Source organism: Hwanghaeella grinnelliae (assembly GCF_004005845.1).
Lineage (GTDB): Bacteria > Pseudomonadota > Alphaproteobacteria > UBA8366 > Aestuariispiraceae > Hwanghaeella > Hwanghaeella grinnelliae.
The window spans coordinates 646,826-665,285 of the sequence record NZ_SADE01000003.1 but is presented as its reverse complement, the minus strand read 5'-3'; the positions used below and the strand labels follow the sequence as shown (position 1 = coordinate 665,285).

Sequence of the window (18,460 nt, the reverse complement as noted above, 5' to 3'; positions counted from 1 at the left end):
AACCTGCTAGAATTATTGTTTGCAAGGTAGGGGATTCCCTAGCGAGTCGACAAGGTGCGCCTGATCAGGCCTTTGAACGCGTTGAACAGCAGCCGAAAACCGCTGAGAGAGCGTTGCGGCTGTGTCCGGCCGGCCGTTGCATCATTGCCGGACAATGTTGCGTCGATGGCTTGGGCTATATCTGCAAGAAGGCCGTTGGCGATCTCTTCAACCAAGGCCGGTCTGCCGAATTGCGACAAGGGACCGTTCAACCGGTACCGCATTTCCAGGTTGATGTCGCTGGCATTGTCGTTCGGAACCAATTGGAAATCCAGGCGGCCTTCCAGGCCGCTTCTGCTCAAACCGTCTTTTCCGCGTCCCAGCAACTGGCCGGATTTCGTTTCCGGTAGATAGGTGATGCTGGCGGTGCCGCGGAATTGCGCCTTGATCGGGCCCGCCGATACATTGCAGGCGCCGTTGGCGATACCATTGGTGACTGGGCCGGATAGAGTGGCGCCGGGGATGCAGGACACGATTGCCTCTGGGGACGAAATCAGCCGCCACGCTTCTTCGGGGCCGGCCGAAAGGTGCATTGTTTTCCTTAGCACAGTTGCCGTTTCGAAAGAGTCGGCCGCGGGCAATGCCATGTCGGCCACAATGACCGTTTCGGGCGAAGGCGCTTGCTTGGAATCGGAAATCTCCGCGGCCTTTGGCGCTGCAGACGTTGCGCTTATCGCCGAGCGCGGCCGCTCAGTGGGCTGTAACGCCGCTGCCGGGGCCTCTTTCAAAACATCTTCTATCGCGTCGACGATGCCGGCATAGCCCGTGCACCGGCACAGATTGCCCGACAATTCCTTGCGGATGGTTTCCCGGTCAGCATCCGGGATGCGGCGGATGATATCATATGCCGTCGTCAGCATGCCGGGCGTGCAGAACCCGCATTGAAGGCCGTGATGACGTTTGAAACTGTCCCGGATGGCTTCCATCAAGGGGTCGGTATCGAAACCTTCCACTGTGCGAATGTCGGCGCCGTTGCAGGCTGCGGCAAGGGTAATACAAGATCGCGTGGGGCGGCCGTCGACGAAAACCGTGCAAGCGCCACAAACACCCTGTTCGCAGCCGATATGGGTGCCGCTGGCCAGCGCATCCTCGCGGATGAAATCGGCCAGATGGGTGCGCGGTTCAGCGGCGCCCGTGACCTTCTTTCCGTTCAAAAGGAATTCAACGTCGGTCTGCATGGGGAAAGTGAAACTCCAGTTCCTATGATTGGGACGCGCCCGGGTTCCTATTCTGGCGACCCAGCCATTTGTTCGATCGCACGGTCGATGGCCACTGCGTGCATCCGGACAGCGCATGCGGGCATATCCGGCAATGCGTGCGAGAGGGCTGCCTTTCCGTCTATCCGGCCGGCGATGACGTCATCGGGCTTGTCGATCAACAGCGGTTGCCTGCCCAATGCGCCGACGATCACGCGCGACCGGCCGGTGTCGGGATCGTCAAGGATCGCGGCGCTTGCTTTCGAAAACTCACCAACTTGCCGAACGAATTTCCAGTACCCCCACCGCGCGGCGGCGGAAGGTTTGGGGACCGCAACGGAAACGACGATCTCACCGGGGGCGAGAACGGTGGCATAGGGCCCTACTACGAAATCGATGGCGTCGACCTTTCGAACACCGTCGGGGCCGGCGATGGAAATCTGCGCGGACAATGCCGGTAAGACTGTGACCCAGTCTGCGGCGGGGTCTGCATGGCACAGACTGCCCCCGATTGTGCCGCGGTTGCGAACGGCCCGATGCGCAATATTGGAAGCGGCCGCCCGCATCCAACCGCCGGTCGGGTCCGGGACGGTCCCGTCTTCGATTTCTGCATGGGTGACGGCGGCACCGAACCGGACTTCCGTATCCGTTTCCTCTGCCCGGCGCAGTTCCTCAACACGGGAGACGTCGAGCAGAACACCCGGTCGCGCAAGCCTCAGATTCATCATCGGGCCCAGTGACTGGTTTCCCGAAACGATCGAACAAGACTGACCGGCGAGAGCGTTCTCTGCCTGTTCCAGGTTCATGGCATTGAGGTAGGAAAAATCGACGGGTTTCATGCCTTGTCGCCCTTTTCCGCTTGATCGAGCGCCGCCAAAATTCTTTCCGGCGTCATAGGGACCTGCGCGACCTCGGCGCCCAGGGATGACAACGCATCGTTAACCGCATTCGCGATGGCGGCGGGTGGTCCGATCGCCCCGCTTTCACCGATTCCCTTTTGGCCGAAATAACTCAGGGGCGACGGCGTTTCCATATGGATAATGCGAATGTCGGGTATGTCCGCGGCGACGGGCAGATGATAATCCGCCAAGGTGGATGCCATCGGTTGCCCGGTTTCGCTGAAAGGCATTTCTTCGAACAAGGCGGTGCCGATTCCCTGCACGGCGCCGCCTAGAACCTGCCCATCCACGATCATCGGATTGATCATGGTCCCGGCATCTTCGGCGATCACATAATCCAGCAATTTGACGTGACCCAGGTCCAGATCGACGCTCACTTTCACCGCGTGGCAGGCATAGGAAAACGTCCCGGTATCCTGGACAGTCTTGTATCCTTCCGTCGCCTCAAGACCTCTGGGGTCTACGCCGTCGGGCAATAGTTGCGGCTTCAAATACCAGGTCTTCGCGACTTCCTCGATGCTGACCGAAGCCGTCCCGGCCCGTGCCACGCCGTCTTCCAATGCGACATCGTCGTTCTCCGATTGAAGCAGATGCCCGGCAATGTTGCGGATGCGCTGGCCGAGTGCGTCGCAAGCCGTCGCAACAGCGCCGCCGGCCATGACGATGCATCGCGACCCCCAAGTGCCTGTCGAATAGGGCGTATAGGCAGTATCGCCGTGGACCACCTTTATCTTTTCGATGGTGATGCCCAAACGCTCATGGGCGATCTGCGCCAGGGTTGTTTCCAAACCCTGGCCGTGGCTATGCACACCGACCCGAAGTTCCAGGCCGCCATCCGGTGTCAGCCTGGCGGTCGCCTGTTCGAAACCCGGGACCATCGGTATTCCCCATCCGTGATAGACGGATGTGCCGTGGGCGCCTTGTTCACAGAAAATGGATAAGCCGACACCGATCCTTTCCCGTCCGGTCTGGGATTTCTGTTCGCTTCGAATTGACGGCAGATCTATTGCTTCTATCGCGCGCCGCAACGCTTCGGGATAGTCGCCGCTGTCGAAGTATTTGTTGGTGATATTCGTGAAAGGCATTTCCTGCGGCGTCACAAGGTTTCGTGCGCGGATTTCTTCCGGCGCGATGCTGAGTTCCCTGGCGATGGCGTCCAGCAGAAGTTCGATCGCGAAACAAACGCCCGTGCGGGCGACACCGCGAAACGGCAGGATCGGCGGTTTGTTGGTGGTTACCGACGTAGCGGAACACCGGTATCCGCGCATCTTGTACGGGCCTGGCAGGATGCTGGTGACTTGGGCGGCTTCCAAACAGGCGGAAAACGGATAGCTGGAATACGCCCCTGAATCGACCAATGCGTTGCAATCAACGGCCAGAAGCGTGCCGTCAGCCGCAGCATAGCCGGTAATGTCATAGAAATGCTCACGGCAATTCGCACCGGCGGTCAGGTGTTCGCGACGATCTTCAATCCAGCGAATGGGGCGGTCCAGCTTAATCGCCAGATAACAGGCGCAGACTTCCTCAGCCAGCAATATCCCCTTATAGCCGAAACCGCCGCCGACATCGGGTGAGATGACGCGGACCTGCCCGTGGTCCAGGCCCAGGCATTCGGCCAATCCCGTCCGTACGATATGCGGCATTTGCGTTGCGGAATGAAGCGTCAAGACCTCAAGTGTGCGATCCCAGACCGCCACTAGCCCGCGCCCTTCGATAGGCGCCATGCATTGCCGCGCAGTGCGGAAGGTCTTGTTGACGACAACGGCGGCGTCGGCGGTAGCGCCGTCGAAATCGACCTCGGTTTGCGTTTCGAGAAACGCGTTCTTGTCCCAATTTTCATGGATCAGCGGGGCGTCCGGCGATTGAGCCGCCGTCATGTCCCACACCGCCGGCAATTCATCGAACTCAGTCTGTATTTCTTCCGCGATGTCTTCCGCACCGGCACGGGTATCCGACAGGCAAGCGGCGATCAACTCGCCGACATGACGGACCTTCGTATCCGCCAGGATCGGCTGAACGGAACTGCGGAAACCGGGCAAACCGGAATCGGCGCGAATACCGATTACACCGGTCAGGTCCGCCGCCAGATAAACTGTGTCGCGAAGAGCATCCGGGACGGTGATCGACTTGATACGAGCATGTGCCAGCGGACTTCGTAGAAAAGCGAGTTCCTGCATGCCGGACATTTTAATGTCGGCGACGAAGCGTCCCTTTCCGCGCAATAGGCGGTCGTCTTCGCGGCGGATCTGCCGCGCGCCCACGCCGGAATTGCTGCGTTCCTTGGTGCCTGTGTCGCCTGCCATCGCTTGCCCCGTACTCGCGCCGTTCCTAATGCACACCCGCCCCGAAGGTACCATCGCGGCGGGTCGCGGTGTTGTGATTTGGTTGCAGTGCAAAATGTGTCATGTGAATGGTCGTATTTACAACTTTTTTCTTTTCTGATCCCAGTTCCCGTTTAATCTATAGGGATATGACGGTGAGTGTTTCTGAAACTTGAAACGTATGGAAGCGGTTGAGATGACGACAGCGGTGTATGAAACGATCGTTGAAAATGGTCGGGTGATTGATCCGATGATCGGGCGGGACGGCAAGTTCGACATTGCCATCAACGACGGAAAAATTGCCGCCGTGGAGCCCAGCCTGCGGGACAGCCGCGCGCTCAACAGAATCGATGCCGACGGTCATGTCGTCGTGCCGGGCATGATCGACACCCATGCCCATGTATATCGGCATGTGACCGGGCGTTTCGGATTGGAACCGGATCTGGTCGGTGTGCGGTCGGGCGTTACAACGCTGATCGATCAAGGCGGACCAAGTTGCATGACCTTGGGCGGCTTCCGCCATTTCATTTCCGAACCGTCTGCCAGCCGGGTTCTTGCCTTCATTTCCTGCTATTTGGTCGGCGGATTGGAAGGGCATCTCTACCCGGAACTTTACGGCCCGAACGGTGTGAATGCCGAACACACGATCCGCGTTGCCAATGAAAACAAGGATCTGATCAAAGGGATCAAGGCGCATGCCGAAATCGGCGGCCAATCGCGCTGGGGCCTTGATGTCATCAAGATCGGCGCGCAAATCGCTCGGGAGACCGATTTGCCCCTGTATATACATCTGGGGCAGCTTTGGCCGACCGATGAGAGTGGTCGAATCCCGGACGCTGAGGAACTGATCACGGAATTGGTTCCGATCATGAAACCTGGCGATATTCTAGCCCATCCGTTCACACGCCATCCGGGCGGGTTCGTTTCCGACACGGGCGAAGTTCATCCCATCCTGTTGGAAGCGGTTCACGAGAAGCAGATTCTCGTCGATGTGGGACATGGTTCGCATTTCAGTTTCGATGCGGCGAAACGTGTCCTGGAAGCGGGGATTACCCCCTACACGCTGGGCGCGGACATGCACGGTTATAACGTCACCGTTCCCGACGGTCAGTCAGATGCGGTGCGCACGTCGAGTCCGTTCTTTGGCGTCGCGCCCTTCAACCTGACGATCGCGATGACGGAATTGTTGTATCTCGGCCTGTCATTGCCGGAAGTTATTGCGATGGTAACCTCGCACCCGGCGAAGCTGATCCGGATGGAAGATCGGATCGGGTCCCTGCAACCGGGCTTTGACGCCGACATAAGCGTTCTCAAGGTTGAAACCGGCAAATTCCAGCTTTCGGACAACAGCGGCACCAAGGTCGCCAGTGACCAATTGATTCGCCCGGCCTTCTGTCTGCGTGCCGGAATCACTTATGAGGCGGATTCCGTCTTCATTCCCGACGCCATTGCAGCTTAATTGGGGCTGACGGACCAATCGGCCCGCACAGCCTCGCCCGCCGGAAGGTGACGTAAAGTGTCAGCAATGGTCGAATTAGGCGCAAAATGAAAAATTCGGTTTGAAAACCCGTGCCCGACGTGGATTCCTCTCGCTCGTGCGGCATACTTAATATGCAATGAGCTGCGTTGCTGGAAAAATAGTCAGAGGGGAAGAACGCGTGGATAGTCGAGTCACGAGAGCGAACTTGCAGGTTGATTCAGGCTTGGCGGCCTTTATCGAGGAACAGGCCTTGCCGGACACCGGCGTCGATGCGGACGGTTTCTGGTCCGGATATGCGGCCATTCTCGCGGATCTCGCCCCGATCAACAGGGCGCTGCTCGCAAAGCGCGACAGCCTGCAGGCGCAGATCGACGATTGGCACAAGGCACGCAAGGGCCAAGCGATCGACGGTGCAGCCTATCAGGCTTTTCTGCGCGAAATCGGATATCTCGTCCCCGAAGGGCCTGATTTCAAGGTCGGTACAACGAATGTCGACCCGGAAATCGCGACTGTGGCGGGACCGCAGCTTGTTGTGCCGGTCATGAACGCGCGGTTTGCCCTCAATGCCGCGAATGCGCGCTGGGGCAGTCTTTACGACGCGCTCTATGGGACCGACGCCGTGCCGCAGGATGGTGACCTGGCGCCGGGCAAGGGCTTCAATGCGAAGCGTGGCGCGGAAGTCGTGGCGCGCGCCGCATCCTATCTCGACACGGCGGTGCCGCTGGGCAGCGGGTCGCATGCCGGTGCGAAATCCTATGTTGCGGGCGCGGACGGTGTTGTCGTCACGCTTGCCGATGGGACGGAAACCGGCCTTGCCGATACCACCCAGTTCGTCGGCCATGCGGGTGAGGGAGCGACGAAGTCGCTTCTGTTCCGCCACAACGGTCTGCATGTGGAGTTGAAGTTCAACCCGGACAGCCCGATCGGCGCGGAGAGCCCGTCAAATCTGGAAGACGTCGTGCTGGAATCGGCCCTGACGGCAATCCAGGACTGTGAGGATTCGGTCGCAGCGGTTGATGCCGAGGACAAGGTCCTCGTCTATGCGAACTGGCTGGGCTTGATGAAGGGTGACCTGGAAGAGAGCTTCGAAAAGAACGGTCAGACTATGACCCGTCGCCTCAATCCAGACCGAGACTTCACGGGGCCGGACGGAGAAACTTATTCCGTGCCGGGGCGCAGCCTGCTGCTTGTGCGCAACGTTGGCCATCTGATGACGACGGACGCCGTACTGGGTGAAGATGGTAAGGAAACGCCTGAAGGTATCCTGGACGGCATGATCACTTCGCTTTGTGCAGTGCATGACTTGAAGAAATCCACTGGCATGCGGAACTCTCGTGCGGGAAGCGTTTATATCGTCAAACCGAAGATGCACGGACCTGAGGAAGCTGCCTTCACCAACACGCTCTTCGACCGGGTGGAAGATGTGCTCGGTCTTGAGCGGAATACGCTGAAGGTTGGGGTAATGGATGAGGAACGGCGGACGAGCGCCAACCTCAAGGAATGCATTCGTGCCGTGAAAGACCGTTTGGTCTTCATCAACACCGGATTCTTGGACCGCACGGGGGATGAGATCCATACCTCCATGCAGGCCGGGCCGGTCCTGCCGAAGAATGACATGAAATCTGCCGTCTGGCTCGGCACCTACGAGAACAACAATGTCGATATAGGTCTGGCGGCGGGGCTCGCCGGGCATGCTCAGATCGGCAAGGGCATGTGGGCCAAGCCCGATGCCATGGCCGAGATGCTGGAAGTCAAATCGGGCCATCCTATGGCGGGCGCTAACACAGCCTGGGTACCGTCTCCGACGGCCGCTACGCTGCACGCCCTGCACTACCACGAAGTAGACGTGCATGAACGGCAGAAGGAAATCGCCCAACGCACGCCTGCTGCGTTGTCGGACCTGCTGGTGCCGCCGATGTTGGAAGGGCGCAACCTGTCGGACGAGGAAGTCACGCGGGAGCTGGACAATTCATGCCAGTCAATCCTGGGTTACGTGGTGCGCTGGGTCGATCAGGGCGTCGGCTGTTCCAAGGTGCCGGACATCAACGATGTCGGCCTGATGGAAGACCGTGCGACCCTGCGTATCTCTGCGCAGCATCTGGCAAATTGGCTGCTGCACGGCATATGTACCGCCGATCAGATCGATCAATCCTTCCGCCGCATGGCTGTTGCGGTCGACGGACAAAATGCGGGCGACCCGGGTTATCGCAATATGGCGCCGGACTATGACGCCAGCATTGCTTTTCAGTCCGCGCGCGAGCTGGTCTTCGAAGGCATCAACCAGCCAAGCGGTTATACCGAACCGATCCTGCACCGCCGCCGCCGCGAGGTGAAGGCGGCCGGCTGATCGAACGGCCAGTACGAAAACTGGCGGCGGCGCTAATGAGCGCCGCCGTTTTCGTTTCAGGGATTTCTGAAGGTCCCCGCTGGCGGCGCGCGAAAATCCCACGGCGCTACTCAATGGACCGCACGCTGTTCCAGGCCGAAGGATCCCCGGATGGCCCGCACGAGGATGGTGGATCGCGTATATAGGCGGTCACTTCCCGCCACATAGCACTGAAACAAGCTGAACGAACGCCCTCAGCACAATCACTTGGTCGTTTCGGGGCGACGTCTTAGTCTTGATGGTCCCGTATTGCCGCGCGAAGCGTCGCATTTGGCGTCTCACCAAATGCCTCGCGATATAGTTTTGCGAAATGGCCCGTGCTGGAAAAGCCGACCGCATGTGCGGTCTCTGCCACTGTATTGAATTGCCGGATCAAGAGCATGTCCCGCGCACGGTTCAGGCGCTCTTGCCGGATAAAGGCGACCGGGGTCAGACCGAGGGACTGTTTCAACCGCCGCCCCAATGTCTTCTCACTGGTACCCAAGGCGGCCGAAAGCTGACGGACTCCGAAGGCGGGATCGCCGATATTTGCTTGCACCAGCTCCTTGGCCCAGTCGAGGAAGCGGCTATCCGCCGGGGCCAACGACACTTTTTCCGTATCGTTCGCGGTTTCTATCAAGCGTGTTTCCAATGCCGCGATACGGCTTCCGGACACTCTTCTGGCCTCGTCGAGGGTTGCTCTTATTGCCTGGGCTTCGTGCTTGAGCGCGTTTGCCTCAGCCGTTGCGGCAAGCCGTTGCGCTTGCAGGGAGTTGACCCGCACCGCGATCGCGATCCCCATGAAAATAGCTTCACCCAACACGGCTGCATAAAAGGCCACTTCGCTCATTTGTTCAAAAGCGAGTTTTGTGGACGCGTCCGCTGTGTCCAGGTGGAACGTCAATATATAAGGAATGTGCCCAATTGTGATCAGGATAAACAGGGAAGCCGCTGAAGCGGCGACGGGTTTAGCTTCCGGAATACCGTCCTTGATGCGCATGACGGCCGCTACCAGTACCCCGAGTTGCAGGAACAGGATGACGAGAGTGAGTGGCAGGTCGAAAATCCAAGGATCGAGGACGGCAAAGACCGCGCTGACCGTGAGGGCACCAAGGCCTAACGAGAAAAATCGCGGCCATTTGGGCCGATCCGTGGTCAAGGTCAGGATGTTTTGGCAGAACAGAACATATCCGACAGCGCAAAGCGCAAAGAGCGCCTCGATCGCCCGCACCATCAGAACAAAATCCAAGCCGGACTCCGTCAAATGGTGGAACCATCCATCGTAGAGCAGGGAGGAAACCAGCATGCTGATGACGTAAAGGGAATAGAATTGGTAGTTGGTAACGTCCGCATGCCGGAACAGCACCAGGCTGATGACGAGCGTAGCTGCCAGAAACCCTAGGAAAAGAGCAGATACCAGGCTGGCGAATTCGTTCTGGGTATATGCTGTGGCCGGACTCATGACGTAGGGAGTAACGGCCACATCCCAGGTTTCGGCGATCCGCAGATAGTAGGTCCGTTTTTCACCCGCCGCGAGTGAGAGGGGAAGCTGAGGGCGGAGGCTGATGAATGTCCGTTCCTGCCGTGGAACGCTTCGGCCCGCAGCCGCTAGCGGTTCGGATTGCGGATCGTCACGGTAAAGAATTGTCGAACCGTAAAGATATTCGCTGAAGCCGATCCGCCAGTCGCGCGCCGTGTTCGTGTCGTTTTGGATACTGAATCGGAGCCAAAGCGCTGCTCCCGGTGCCGGGGCCGGATAACGGTCGAGGCAGGGTGACTTAAGGAAATCTTTGCCGTCAAGGTCGTCGGGCCGTTCCGCCCCGCTCGTATCAAGCAGAAAGTCGGCACGGAGGAAAAGCAACTCCTGTACCGAGTTATGGTCGAAGACAGTCGCCGTCGGTGTTTCGGCAATAGACTGCCCGCACAGTGGGGGTGACTGCTCACTTTTTCCTTCAACGGCCCAAAAGCCGATCAAAACCAGCAAGCTTACGGCGATCGCGACCGGGATGGGGCGCAACATGACGCTATTCATATGCCTCAACCCGAGTCGAATTGTGCGGCTGTTTCCTGCTGTGAGTGTACCGGCTTGCCCAGATCGAGAAAGGCGAAAGCGGTCACGAAGGGGACAACTTTGCGCGCATATCGGTCAACTTGTCGGAAATATGTTCGTTATTCCGGCTATTTGAGTAATCTCCGGCCCGAAGTTTTCGCCGAAGGAGGGCGGTCGCATCTTTTGTTCCGCATCTGCTGCGGAACACGGGCAAGGGATGTGACTGTTCGGGTCTGAATTCTGTCGCAAAAGGTTGACGTATATCACGAAGAGCCGGGCCACCGATCCCGTGCATCGTCGCCTAGTACGGATCAAACGCCCGTGACGACACGCGCAGGAGACATAAGGTGACAAACTACCACGCGGATTCCTGGGACCGCTTTTGGGGTGCGGACTTCAACGAGACCCTGGGGAACACAAGCTGGGCCAGCATCAAGGACTGGGGCAATGTCTCGGTCAACTTCAACAATTCCCGCGGCGTGAGCGCCCAAATCACCGATGTCAGTGACGTTTGGATCGACACCGATGCCGGCGGCTCATGGTTCAAGGTAGAGGATGCCTATGACGTCCGGTTCAATTTTGATCAGTACGGTAATTCCAACAATAGCGTCCAGGTCTATGACGCTGACGATATCAGCTTCTATGCCACTGGCGGCGGCAATTGGATGCGGTTCCAGGATGTCGACGATGTCGATATCTGGACCGATTGGGGCGCAAATTCCGTCAATATCTACGATGCCGACGATATAGGGGCGCTCCATCTGGGCGGGTCCGGCGACAACTGGGTCGATATCAAAGGCGCGGATACGGTCAACGCCGAAATTTGGGGCGGTGGGAACACGGTCCGCATCGATATGCAGCAGGATTTTTGGGATGGCGACTATACCCGCGAGAACTCGGTCAATCTCAATTTCCAGGGCGGACGCGGGTATGACGATGTCGAGGTCCGCGATGCCGACGACGTCTGGATCGATACCGATGCGGGGAACGGACGTTTTTACGTAAAGAACTCCGACGATGTACGGGTCCAGATGGACCAGTACGGCAATTCGAATAACAAGATCGAAGTATATGATTCCCTGGATGTCAGTGTGTACGCCACCGGCTCCGGTAACACGCTCTATGCGGGCCATAACGATAACGTGGAGGTGGATTTCAGCTGGGGTGAAAACCACGTCGACATTTGGTACGCGGACGACGTGCGGGTAAATTTCGGTGGTGACGGCGGCAATTATCTGAAGGTCTGGGATGCCGACAGCGTCGATGCGACGATCCATGACGGCAACAACCGCGTCAATATCGACATGAACCAGAAGACGTTGGAGGGAGACGACTTCTCAGAGGAGTCCGTCCGCCTGAACTTCAACGGGGCAGAGGGCGGCAACGATATCCGCATCGTCGATTCCGACTATACCTGGATCGACATCGACGCCGGCGGCAATACCCTGACCTTGGATGACACCGATGATATCGACCTCAATATCTATGGCGGTGACAACAAGATCGATATCAACGACGCCGACGACGTGCGTCTTGAATTGGGGGACAAGGCCTACTCCTTCCACAATGACGTAACGGTTACGGATGCGGACGATGTTCGTATCAACACGTCCGAAGGCGCCAACACCTTCCGCCTGGAAGATATAGACGACGTCTCGATCGCGACGGCGGGCTGGTACAATACATTCGATATAGACGACGCAGACGATGTTTCCCTGACCGTCCGCGGGCAATCCCGCTATCAGAACGTCAACATAGACGATGCCTTCGATGTCTCCCTGAACATGTCCAATCTGGAAGACAGCCGGATTTGGATCGAGGATGCAGATGATGTCTATATCGACGGAACGGCCTACAACGCGGACCGACAGGGCAACAACATCGTTCAACTGGGCTGGGGTGACGATTCCGTCGAGGACGCGACGGTCAAGCTTTCAGGCGCAGACAACACCATTCAGATCGACTCCGACGTCTTAGGAATCGAGGGGAACGACATCGAAGTCGTCTCCGGGGCCCGCAGCACGATCGATGTCGATACGTCCGGTGGCGGAACGTCGGATATCGCCATCACGGCGGGCGATGACAGCAGAATCAATGTTGATGCCGGTTTTTCCTTTGATACAAGCGTTCAGATACACGGCGGGGTTGGCGGTAGAACCAACGTCGATGCGGATGGCGCGAATGTGGATATTGATATCTACGGCTCCTCCCGGGACAAGGTCTCAACGTACGGCGCGTACGCGTCCGTCTACACGTATGGCGGTGACGACGAAATCGACGTCTATTCCCTGGGTGCCGATGTGGATTCCGGTGCCGGCAACGACACCGTCACCGTGGGGGCGGTCGGTGCAAACGTCAAATTGGGCTCCGGCAACGATACGGCATGGATCGGTGCCGTCGGCGTGCATTTGGACGCTGGTAGCGGCGACGACATCATTAATCTGACCGCGACCGGCGCGAATGTCCTGGGCGGCAGCGGCAACGACACAATCCATGTCCTGGCTGCCGGTGCGAATATCGTGGCCGGCAGCGGGGATGATGTGGTTTATGCCGCCAATTTCGGCGCGCGCATCGATACCGGCGACGGCAATGACACAATCCACGCGGCGGCGGCCGGCTCCTATATCGATTCCGGTGAGGGCAACGACACGCTCTATCTGGTTGGCTTGGCCAGCGGGGTTTCGACTGGCGCCGGCGACGACCAGGTCTACTCCGCGGCCGCGGGGCAGTTCATTCATGCCGGCGGCGGCGACAACGTCGTAATCGGGCTTGGCGGCGCGAACGTGGTTGTGGCGGAAGAAGGCGACGACCTCGTCATGGTGGCCGGGGGCGCGAACGTCCTTGCGACCGGCGCCGGTAACGACGACATCCTGGCGGTCGGTCAAACAAATGTGGCGATCACCGACGCGGGCAACGACAGTGTCTTCATGATCGGGGGGATTCTCTCCACCCCGGCGTCGATCCTGTCGCCGAACCTCAACGGCCTTGGCGGGTTGTTCACATCGGCGGGCGGGCTCGCCCAATTACTCGGAGCCAATCTAGCGGTTACCGGCGCGGGTGACGATTTCATCACAAACCTGAATGTCGGTTTGAAAGGGTCGGTTCTATCCACTGAGAAATCATGGGCAGACAAGTCCACATTTCAAAAGTCGATGTATGTCCTGGGTCTACCGTTTTCGGGTGGTGAGACCACAATCCCGTCGATGAATATCTCGCTTGCGGGCGATGGCAACGACGTGGTCCTGACCGTCGGTGAAATGAACATCGTTTCCGGCGGACAGGGCGACGATACGATCGTCGCCGTTGGGGCGAAAAACATCATCCTGGGCGATCAATTCGACTTGGTTGCCTTGGGTGATTTCGCAAAAAACACGTTGGGCAACCTATTCGGCGCAGATGGCGGCGACCCTTCGAAAGACCTGGGCCGTTTTGCGGGTACCTATGACGAATCCGATGAGCGGCGCGCACAGGCTGAAGCTGCCGGTATCGAATACACGCGTAATGACTTTGAAATACGGGACGACACCATCGTCACCGTAGGGAAATCGTCCACAGTGCTCGGTATGCAAGGGGACGATCAAATCGTCGCCGTTGGGGTGCAGAACAACCTCAGCGGTGGGTCGGGGGCCGACCTCGTCGTCGGTATCGGCGCGATGAACATTATCAACGGCGACTATGGAAACGACGTGCTTGTCGGTTTCGGCGCCGCTAACTGGATGATGGGCGGGGCCGGAGACGACACGGTGATTTCCGCGGGACTCGGCAGCATCGTCAGCACGGATTTCTCCGGCGGCATAAGGAGCGCGGCTGTTAAAACGCTGGCCAGCCTCGTGGGTGACACCGTTACCGGCGTCGCGACGGCGGCGCAGGATCTCTATACGGAACTGTTCACGGATCAGTCCGCCGACGGCGGCTACCTGCAACAGTTGGATGATCTGCTGAATACCAGCAAGGATGCCGGGAACGATACGGTTGTTGCGACCGGCGCGGCCAGTTTGATCTTCACCGGGCACGGCAATGATAATGTCTACACCGGTGGGCTTGGCAGTTTCGTCTATGCCGGCGATGGCGATGATTTTCTGGTCAACATGGCGGGCGGAGCTGTCCTGCTTGGTGGTGAAGGGGATGATGTGCTCGTCAACCTCGGCGGTACGGCGTCGTCGGATGGCGATGCCGGGAACGACTTGTTCCTGGAAATCGGTTACGGGATCTTCACCGAGTTCGCTGACTATTTGACCGTTGCCTTCGAGACGTTCGAGGGGGCGATCGACACATTCCTGGACGCCTTCAACGACACAATCACGGATACGATTTCCGGGTTGGGCGACGAGATCTCTGAAATGTTCGCCAGCATCGACAGCAAGCTGCAGGATACATTCCTTGATCCGGACGGAGATCTCGCCAACGCGGGCAAGGCCGTGGAGGGCAGTTTCGACGATGCCGGGACTTATATCACCGACGCCTTCAACGACTTGTTGGACGAATTCTCAACCGGACTGTTCGAAGGTTTCCTTCCGAACGATGAGGAGTTCGACGCCCTGGTCAAAGGCTTCGACGTAGAGGACTTTGGCGGCTTCTTCGGCTCCGCCGGCGCGGCGGAAACGCGTGGCGGCGATGGAGACGATATCTTCGTTTCCGGCTTCGGTGTCGATAACATCTCAGGCGGTGACGGGTCCGACACCTATGTCTTCTACCAAGGCGAAGGGATGGACATCATCACCGATACCGGGGAGACCGGGACAGACACGATCCTGTTCAACATCAATCAGTTTGGGGCCGAACCGGCACTCGACCTGGGTGATATCCTCTTCACCGTGGATGAGGGTTTCCTTTTTGGCGACGACAATTTCGCGATCAGTACCGGTCGCGAAGGGTCGACCAGCAACATCTTGATCAACGACATGTTCGACGGCGAGGACTTCGCGATAGAAAACCTGAAGATCGACTTTGGGGATCAGACCATCGAATTCGATCTAACCGATATCTTTCAGCGCGTTGCAGAAACCGATGATAAGTCCGCAAGCTTGGCGGACCTCCTGCAAGCGGATTCGAACGCAACATTCGAAGCTTTGGCCAGTGCGTTGGAAGACGCCGTTGTGGCGTCCGACGGGTCAGCGGAAAGCATCGCCAATGCGGCGCCGGTCGATGTGGCGTTCATCCAATCCGTCCAAGACGATCAAACGGACGATATTTTCAACGTTCAAGGAAATGCATAACGGGCGATGCACAATACCAGGGGTACGTGATGGCAAAGGATAAACGTATTTTTATCGATGGGGTCGGGGAAACCCGAATGCAGGACGGTGCGATCCGGATGGATCTGCTGGCCATGTCCCCGACGCTAAGGAACGAAGATGGGGTGCCGACGACGGAATTCGTGCAGCAGCTCGTCATGACCCCGGTCGGTTTCATCCGCATGGTGAAAACCATGCGCAATACGATGAAGGCGATGCAGGACAAGGGCTATTTCACACAGGATATTGACGGTCACAGGGACGAAGTCGATCCCGGTGTCGCGACGACTGCGGATCTGGCCGTGAAGCCTGCGGACCCGGACGTGCAGGACCGACCAAAGCGCAAGGTCTTGTCCGGCTCACCAAACTTCTAAGCCCGTCCTATTTACGAGAACAACCAAACGAACGGAGTGAACCATGGCTAATCAAACCTTTATCGACGGTGTTGGCGAAGTCCGCTTGTCCGAAGGCGTCATTCGCATGGACCTGCTCGCCATGTCGCCGACCACCCGCGACAAGGAAGGGAATCCGGTGCCTGAATTTGTCGAACAGCTTGTCATGAGTCCCCGGGCCTTCATGCGTCTTGTCGGAGCCCTAAGCCAGACGTTGCAAGGTATGGAGGAAAAGGGGCTGATCTCGCGGACGGAACAACAGGCCGCTGAATAACCTGTCAGCCGGCTTGTGCGGAAACGTGCCGGCCGGTTTTTCTCGGAGGGGGAGGCGACAAACTGCAGACGGCCATCCAATGCCTTGCGCTTCTGGCCCGGCGGCATGGCGTAGACGTCACGCCGGAACGATTGACGCATGACTTCGCCCTGACGGAGGAACCTGCCCCCGAAAGACTGCTTCGCATCGCCCAGGACCTGGGATTGAAAGGCCGTCTCCGGTCCGTGTCGTGGCGAAACCTTGCGGATATCGGGGACGCGTATCCTGTTCTCTGCCCACTTACGAACGGCAAATGGGTTATCCTGGCCGGCTATGACGCGTCCGGTGATGACCCTGTTGTGAGGATCATCGATCCGTTGGCGGAATCCGGCCAGGTCATTCCCATCGATCAGATGACACTGGAAAACGCCTGGCTCGGACAGGTTATTTTCCTGAAACAGGCTGCGCGTTTGACCGAGGAGGACCAGCCCTTCGGGTTCCGCTGGTTCATTCCGGAGATGCTGCGCCACAAGTCGGTATTCCTGGAAGTCGGTTTCGTCGCTTTGCTGCTGCATCTCTTTGCATTGTCGCAGCCGATCTTCTTCCAGATCACGTTCGACAAGGTCATTGGCAATCACAGCTTGGACACGCTTTATGTTCTGGCCGTCGCCGTGGTGGCGGCTGTGACCTTCAACGCCGTGATCGAGTATCTGCGGGGCATGCTGTTGCTTCACGCAACCAGCAAGATCGATATTCGCATTTCGACACGAACCTTCGGAAAACTGTTATCGCTGCCGATCGATTTCTTTCGCAAGACCTCCGCCGGGGCGCTGACCAAACACATGCAGCAGACCTCGACGGTGCGCGAATTCCTCACTGGTCGGCTGTTTCTGACCTTCCTCGATTGTCTGGCGCTTCTGGTCTACATACCGATCCTTACCTTCTATTCCCCGGCCCTGACCATGGTCGTTCTGGGGTTTTCCGGATTGATCGCCGGCATCAGTTTCCTGATCAAAGGCAGCTACAAGGACCGGCTATCGGCGCTCTACAGGGCGGAAGGCGATCGCCAATCGATGCTTGTAGAGACGATCGCGGGGATGGAAACCGTCAAGGCCTTGGCGATTGAACCGGTCCGTCGTGCGGAATGGGATCGCCGCGCCGCGCGGACCATTGCCATGCATATCGGCGTCGGCAGGCTGTCGCAATTGGTCAGCGGCATTACCAAATACCTCGGAACCTTGATGTCGATCGCGATCCTTTTCGTAGGTGTTCAGCTTGTGTTCCAGGGCGACCTTACGATTGGCGCGATCATTGCCTTCAACATGCTGGCCCAGCGCGTCAGCGGTCCGTTGATTGCTGCCGTCGGTTTGATAAATGAATATCAGCAGGCGGCTCTCTCCGTCCGGATGCTCGGTCAGGTCATGAACCAGAACCCCGAGCAGTCGAAGTCCGGCGGACTGACCCCGGAAATCGACGGCCGCATCGATTTCGAAGAGGTCGGGTTCAAGTATCCCAATTCCGCCGCCCCCGCATTGGACCGGGTTTCCTTCACATTGTCCGTGGATCAGTCGCTTGGTGTCGTCGGCAGGTCGGGCTCGGGTAAGAGCACCATGATCCGTCTGTTGCAGGGGCTCTACGCGCCGCAGACTGGGATGATCTGTATCGACGGTACCGACATGCGCGAAATTGATTTGGCACATCTTCGGATGAATACCGGGGTCGTGCTGCAGGAAAGCTTCCTGTTCAAAGGGACAGTCAAGGAGAACATCGCCGCGACCCGTCCAGAGGCTAGCTTCTTTGAAATTGTCGCTGCCGCGCGTCTCGCCGGCGCCGACGAATTCATTCAACGCTTGCCGCAGGGCTACGATACGCCGCTGGAAGAGGGCGCGACCAACCTTTCCGGCGGCCAGAAGCAGCGGCTGGCCATTGCCCGGGCCCTACTGAAGCAACCGCGTATCTTGATCCTCGACGAAGCAACCAGCGCCCTGGACCCGGAGAGCGAGGCCATCGTTCAAGCGAACATGGCCCGTATTGCCGAGGGACGAACGGTAATCACCGTATCCCACCGTCTTTCCGCCCTTATGAATATGGACAAGATCATTGTCGTTGATGAAGGGAGGATCGTGGGTGCGGGGACGCATGAAGATCTGCTGGCCGGTTGTGATCTGTACCGACACCTTTGGCAGCAGCAGAGTGTGGATTACCACCGCCACCAGGCGGCGGAGTAGGCG

Annotated in this window: 10 protein-coding genes; 6 read left to right on the top strand and 4 right to left on the bottom strand. The window is 58.3% G+C overall.

Translation table 11 applies throughout. From position 1 onward, the window contains the following. Positions 1-38: 38 nt before the first annotated feature. Genes EOI86_RS20030 through EOI86_RS20020 form a run of 3 tightly spaced genes read right to left on the bottom strand, consistent with a single transcriptional unit; the run spans position 39 to position 4,437 of the window. Complete coding sequence (locus EOI86_RS20030; RefSeq protein ID WP_161973919.1) at positions 39-1,217, bottom strand: 2Fe-2S iron-sulfur cluster-binding protein; 1,179 nt, start codon at positions 1,215-1,217, stop codon at positions 39-41. Between the two features lie 47 nt (positions 1,218-1,264). Next, on the bottom strand, positions 1,265-2,074 hold the full coding sequence (locus EOI86_RS20025) for an FAD binding domain-containing protein (protein ID WP_127767434.1): 810 nt from the start codon (positions 2,072-2,074) through the stop codon (positions 1,265-1,267). Continuing rightward, positions 2,071-4,437, bottom strand: a complete 2,367-nt coding sequence (locus tag EOI86_RS20020; protein ID WP_127767433.1) for a xanthine dehydrogenase family protein molybdopterin-binding subunit — start codon at positions 4,435-4,437, stop codon at positions 2,071-2,073. The genes EOI86_RS20025 and EOI86_RS20020 overlap by 4 nt, the downstream gene beginning before the upstream one ends. 214 nt (positions 4,438-4,651) lie before the next feature. Here EOI86_RS20020 and EOI86_RS20015 point away from each other — a divergent pair, with 214 nt between their 5' ends. Continuing rightward, a complete protein-coding gene (locus EOI86_RS20015) occupies positions 4,652-5,914 on the top strand; it encodes an amidohydrolase/deacetylase family metallohydrolase (protein ID WP_127767432.1) in 1,263 nt (420 codons plus the stop codon). 157 nt (positions 5,915-6,071) lie between these two features. Continuing rightward, entirely contained in the window at positions 6,072-8,282 is a 2,211-nt protein-coding gene (locus EOI86_RS20010; RefSeq protein ID WP_127767431.1) for a malate synthase G, read from the top strand. Between the two features lie 268 nt (positions 8,283-8,550). On the opposite strand, the gene EOI86_RS20005 is transcribed toward EOI86_RS20010, so the two are convergent. After that, positions 8,551-10,332, bottom strand: a complete 1,782-nt coding sequence (locus tag EOI86_RS20005; RefSeq protein WP_127767430.1) for a helix-turn-helix domain-containing protein — start codon at positions 10,330-10,332, stop codon at positions 8,551-8,553. A 365-nt stretch (positions 10,333-10,697) separates the two neighbouring features. Between EOI86_RS20005 and EOI86_RS20000 the strand changes: the two genes are divergently transcribed. The 4 genes from EOI86_RS20000 to EOI86_RS19985 all read left to right on the top strand — a co-directional run bounded on the left by EOI86_RS20000 (position 10,698) and on the right by EOI86_RS19985 (position 18,457). After that, a complete protein-coding gene (locus EOI86_RS20000) occupies positions 10,698-15,566 on the top strand; it encodes a calcium-binding protein (RefSeq protein ID WP_127767429.1) in 4,869 nt (1,622 codons plus the stop codon). Positions 15,567-15,595: 29 nt separating this feature from the next. Beyond that, complete coding sequence (locus tag EOI86_RS19995; protein ID WP_127767428.1) at positions 15,596-15,958, top strand: hypothetical protein; 363 nt, start codon at positions 15,596-15,598, stop codon at positions 15,956-15,958. A gap of 43 nt (positions 15,959-16,001) precedes the next feature. Beyond that, positions 16,002-16,250: a hypothetical protein gene (locus tag EOI86_RS19990; protein WP_127767427.1), complete on the top strand. Its 249-nt coding sequence runs from the start codon at positions 16,002-16,004 to the stop codon at positions 16,248-16,250. Between the two features lie 131 nt (positions 16,251-16,381). Next, positions 16,382-18,457 carry a peptidase domain-containing ABC transporter gene (locus tag EOI86_RS19985; protein WP_240035746.1) on the top strand — a complete coding sequence of 692 codons (2,076 nt, stop codon included), beginning with the start codon at positions 16,382-16,384 and terminating at the stop codon, positions 18,455-18,457. Positions 18,458-18,460 lie beyond the last annotated feature (3 nt).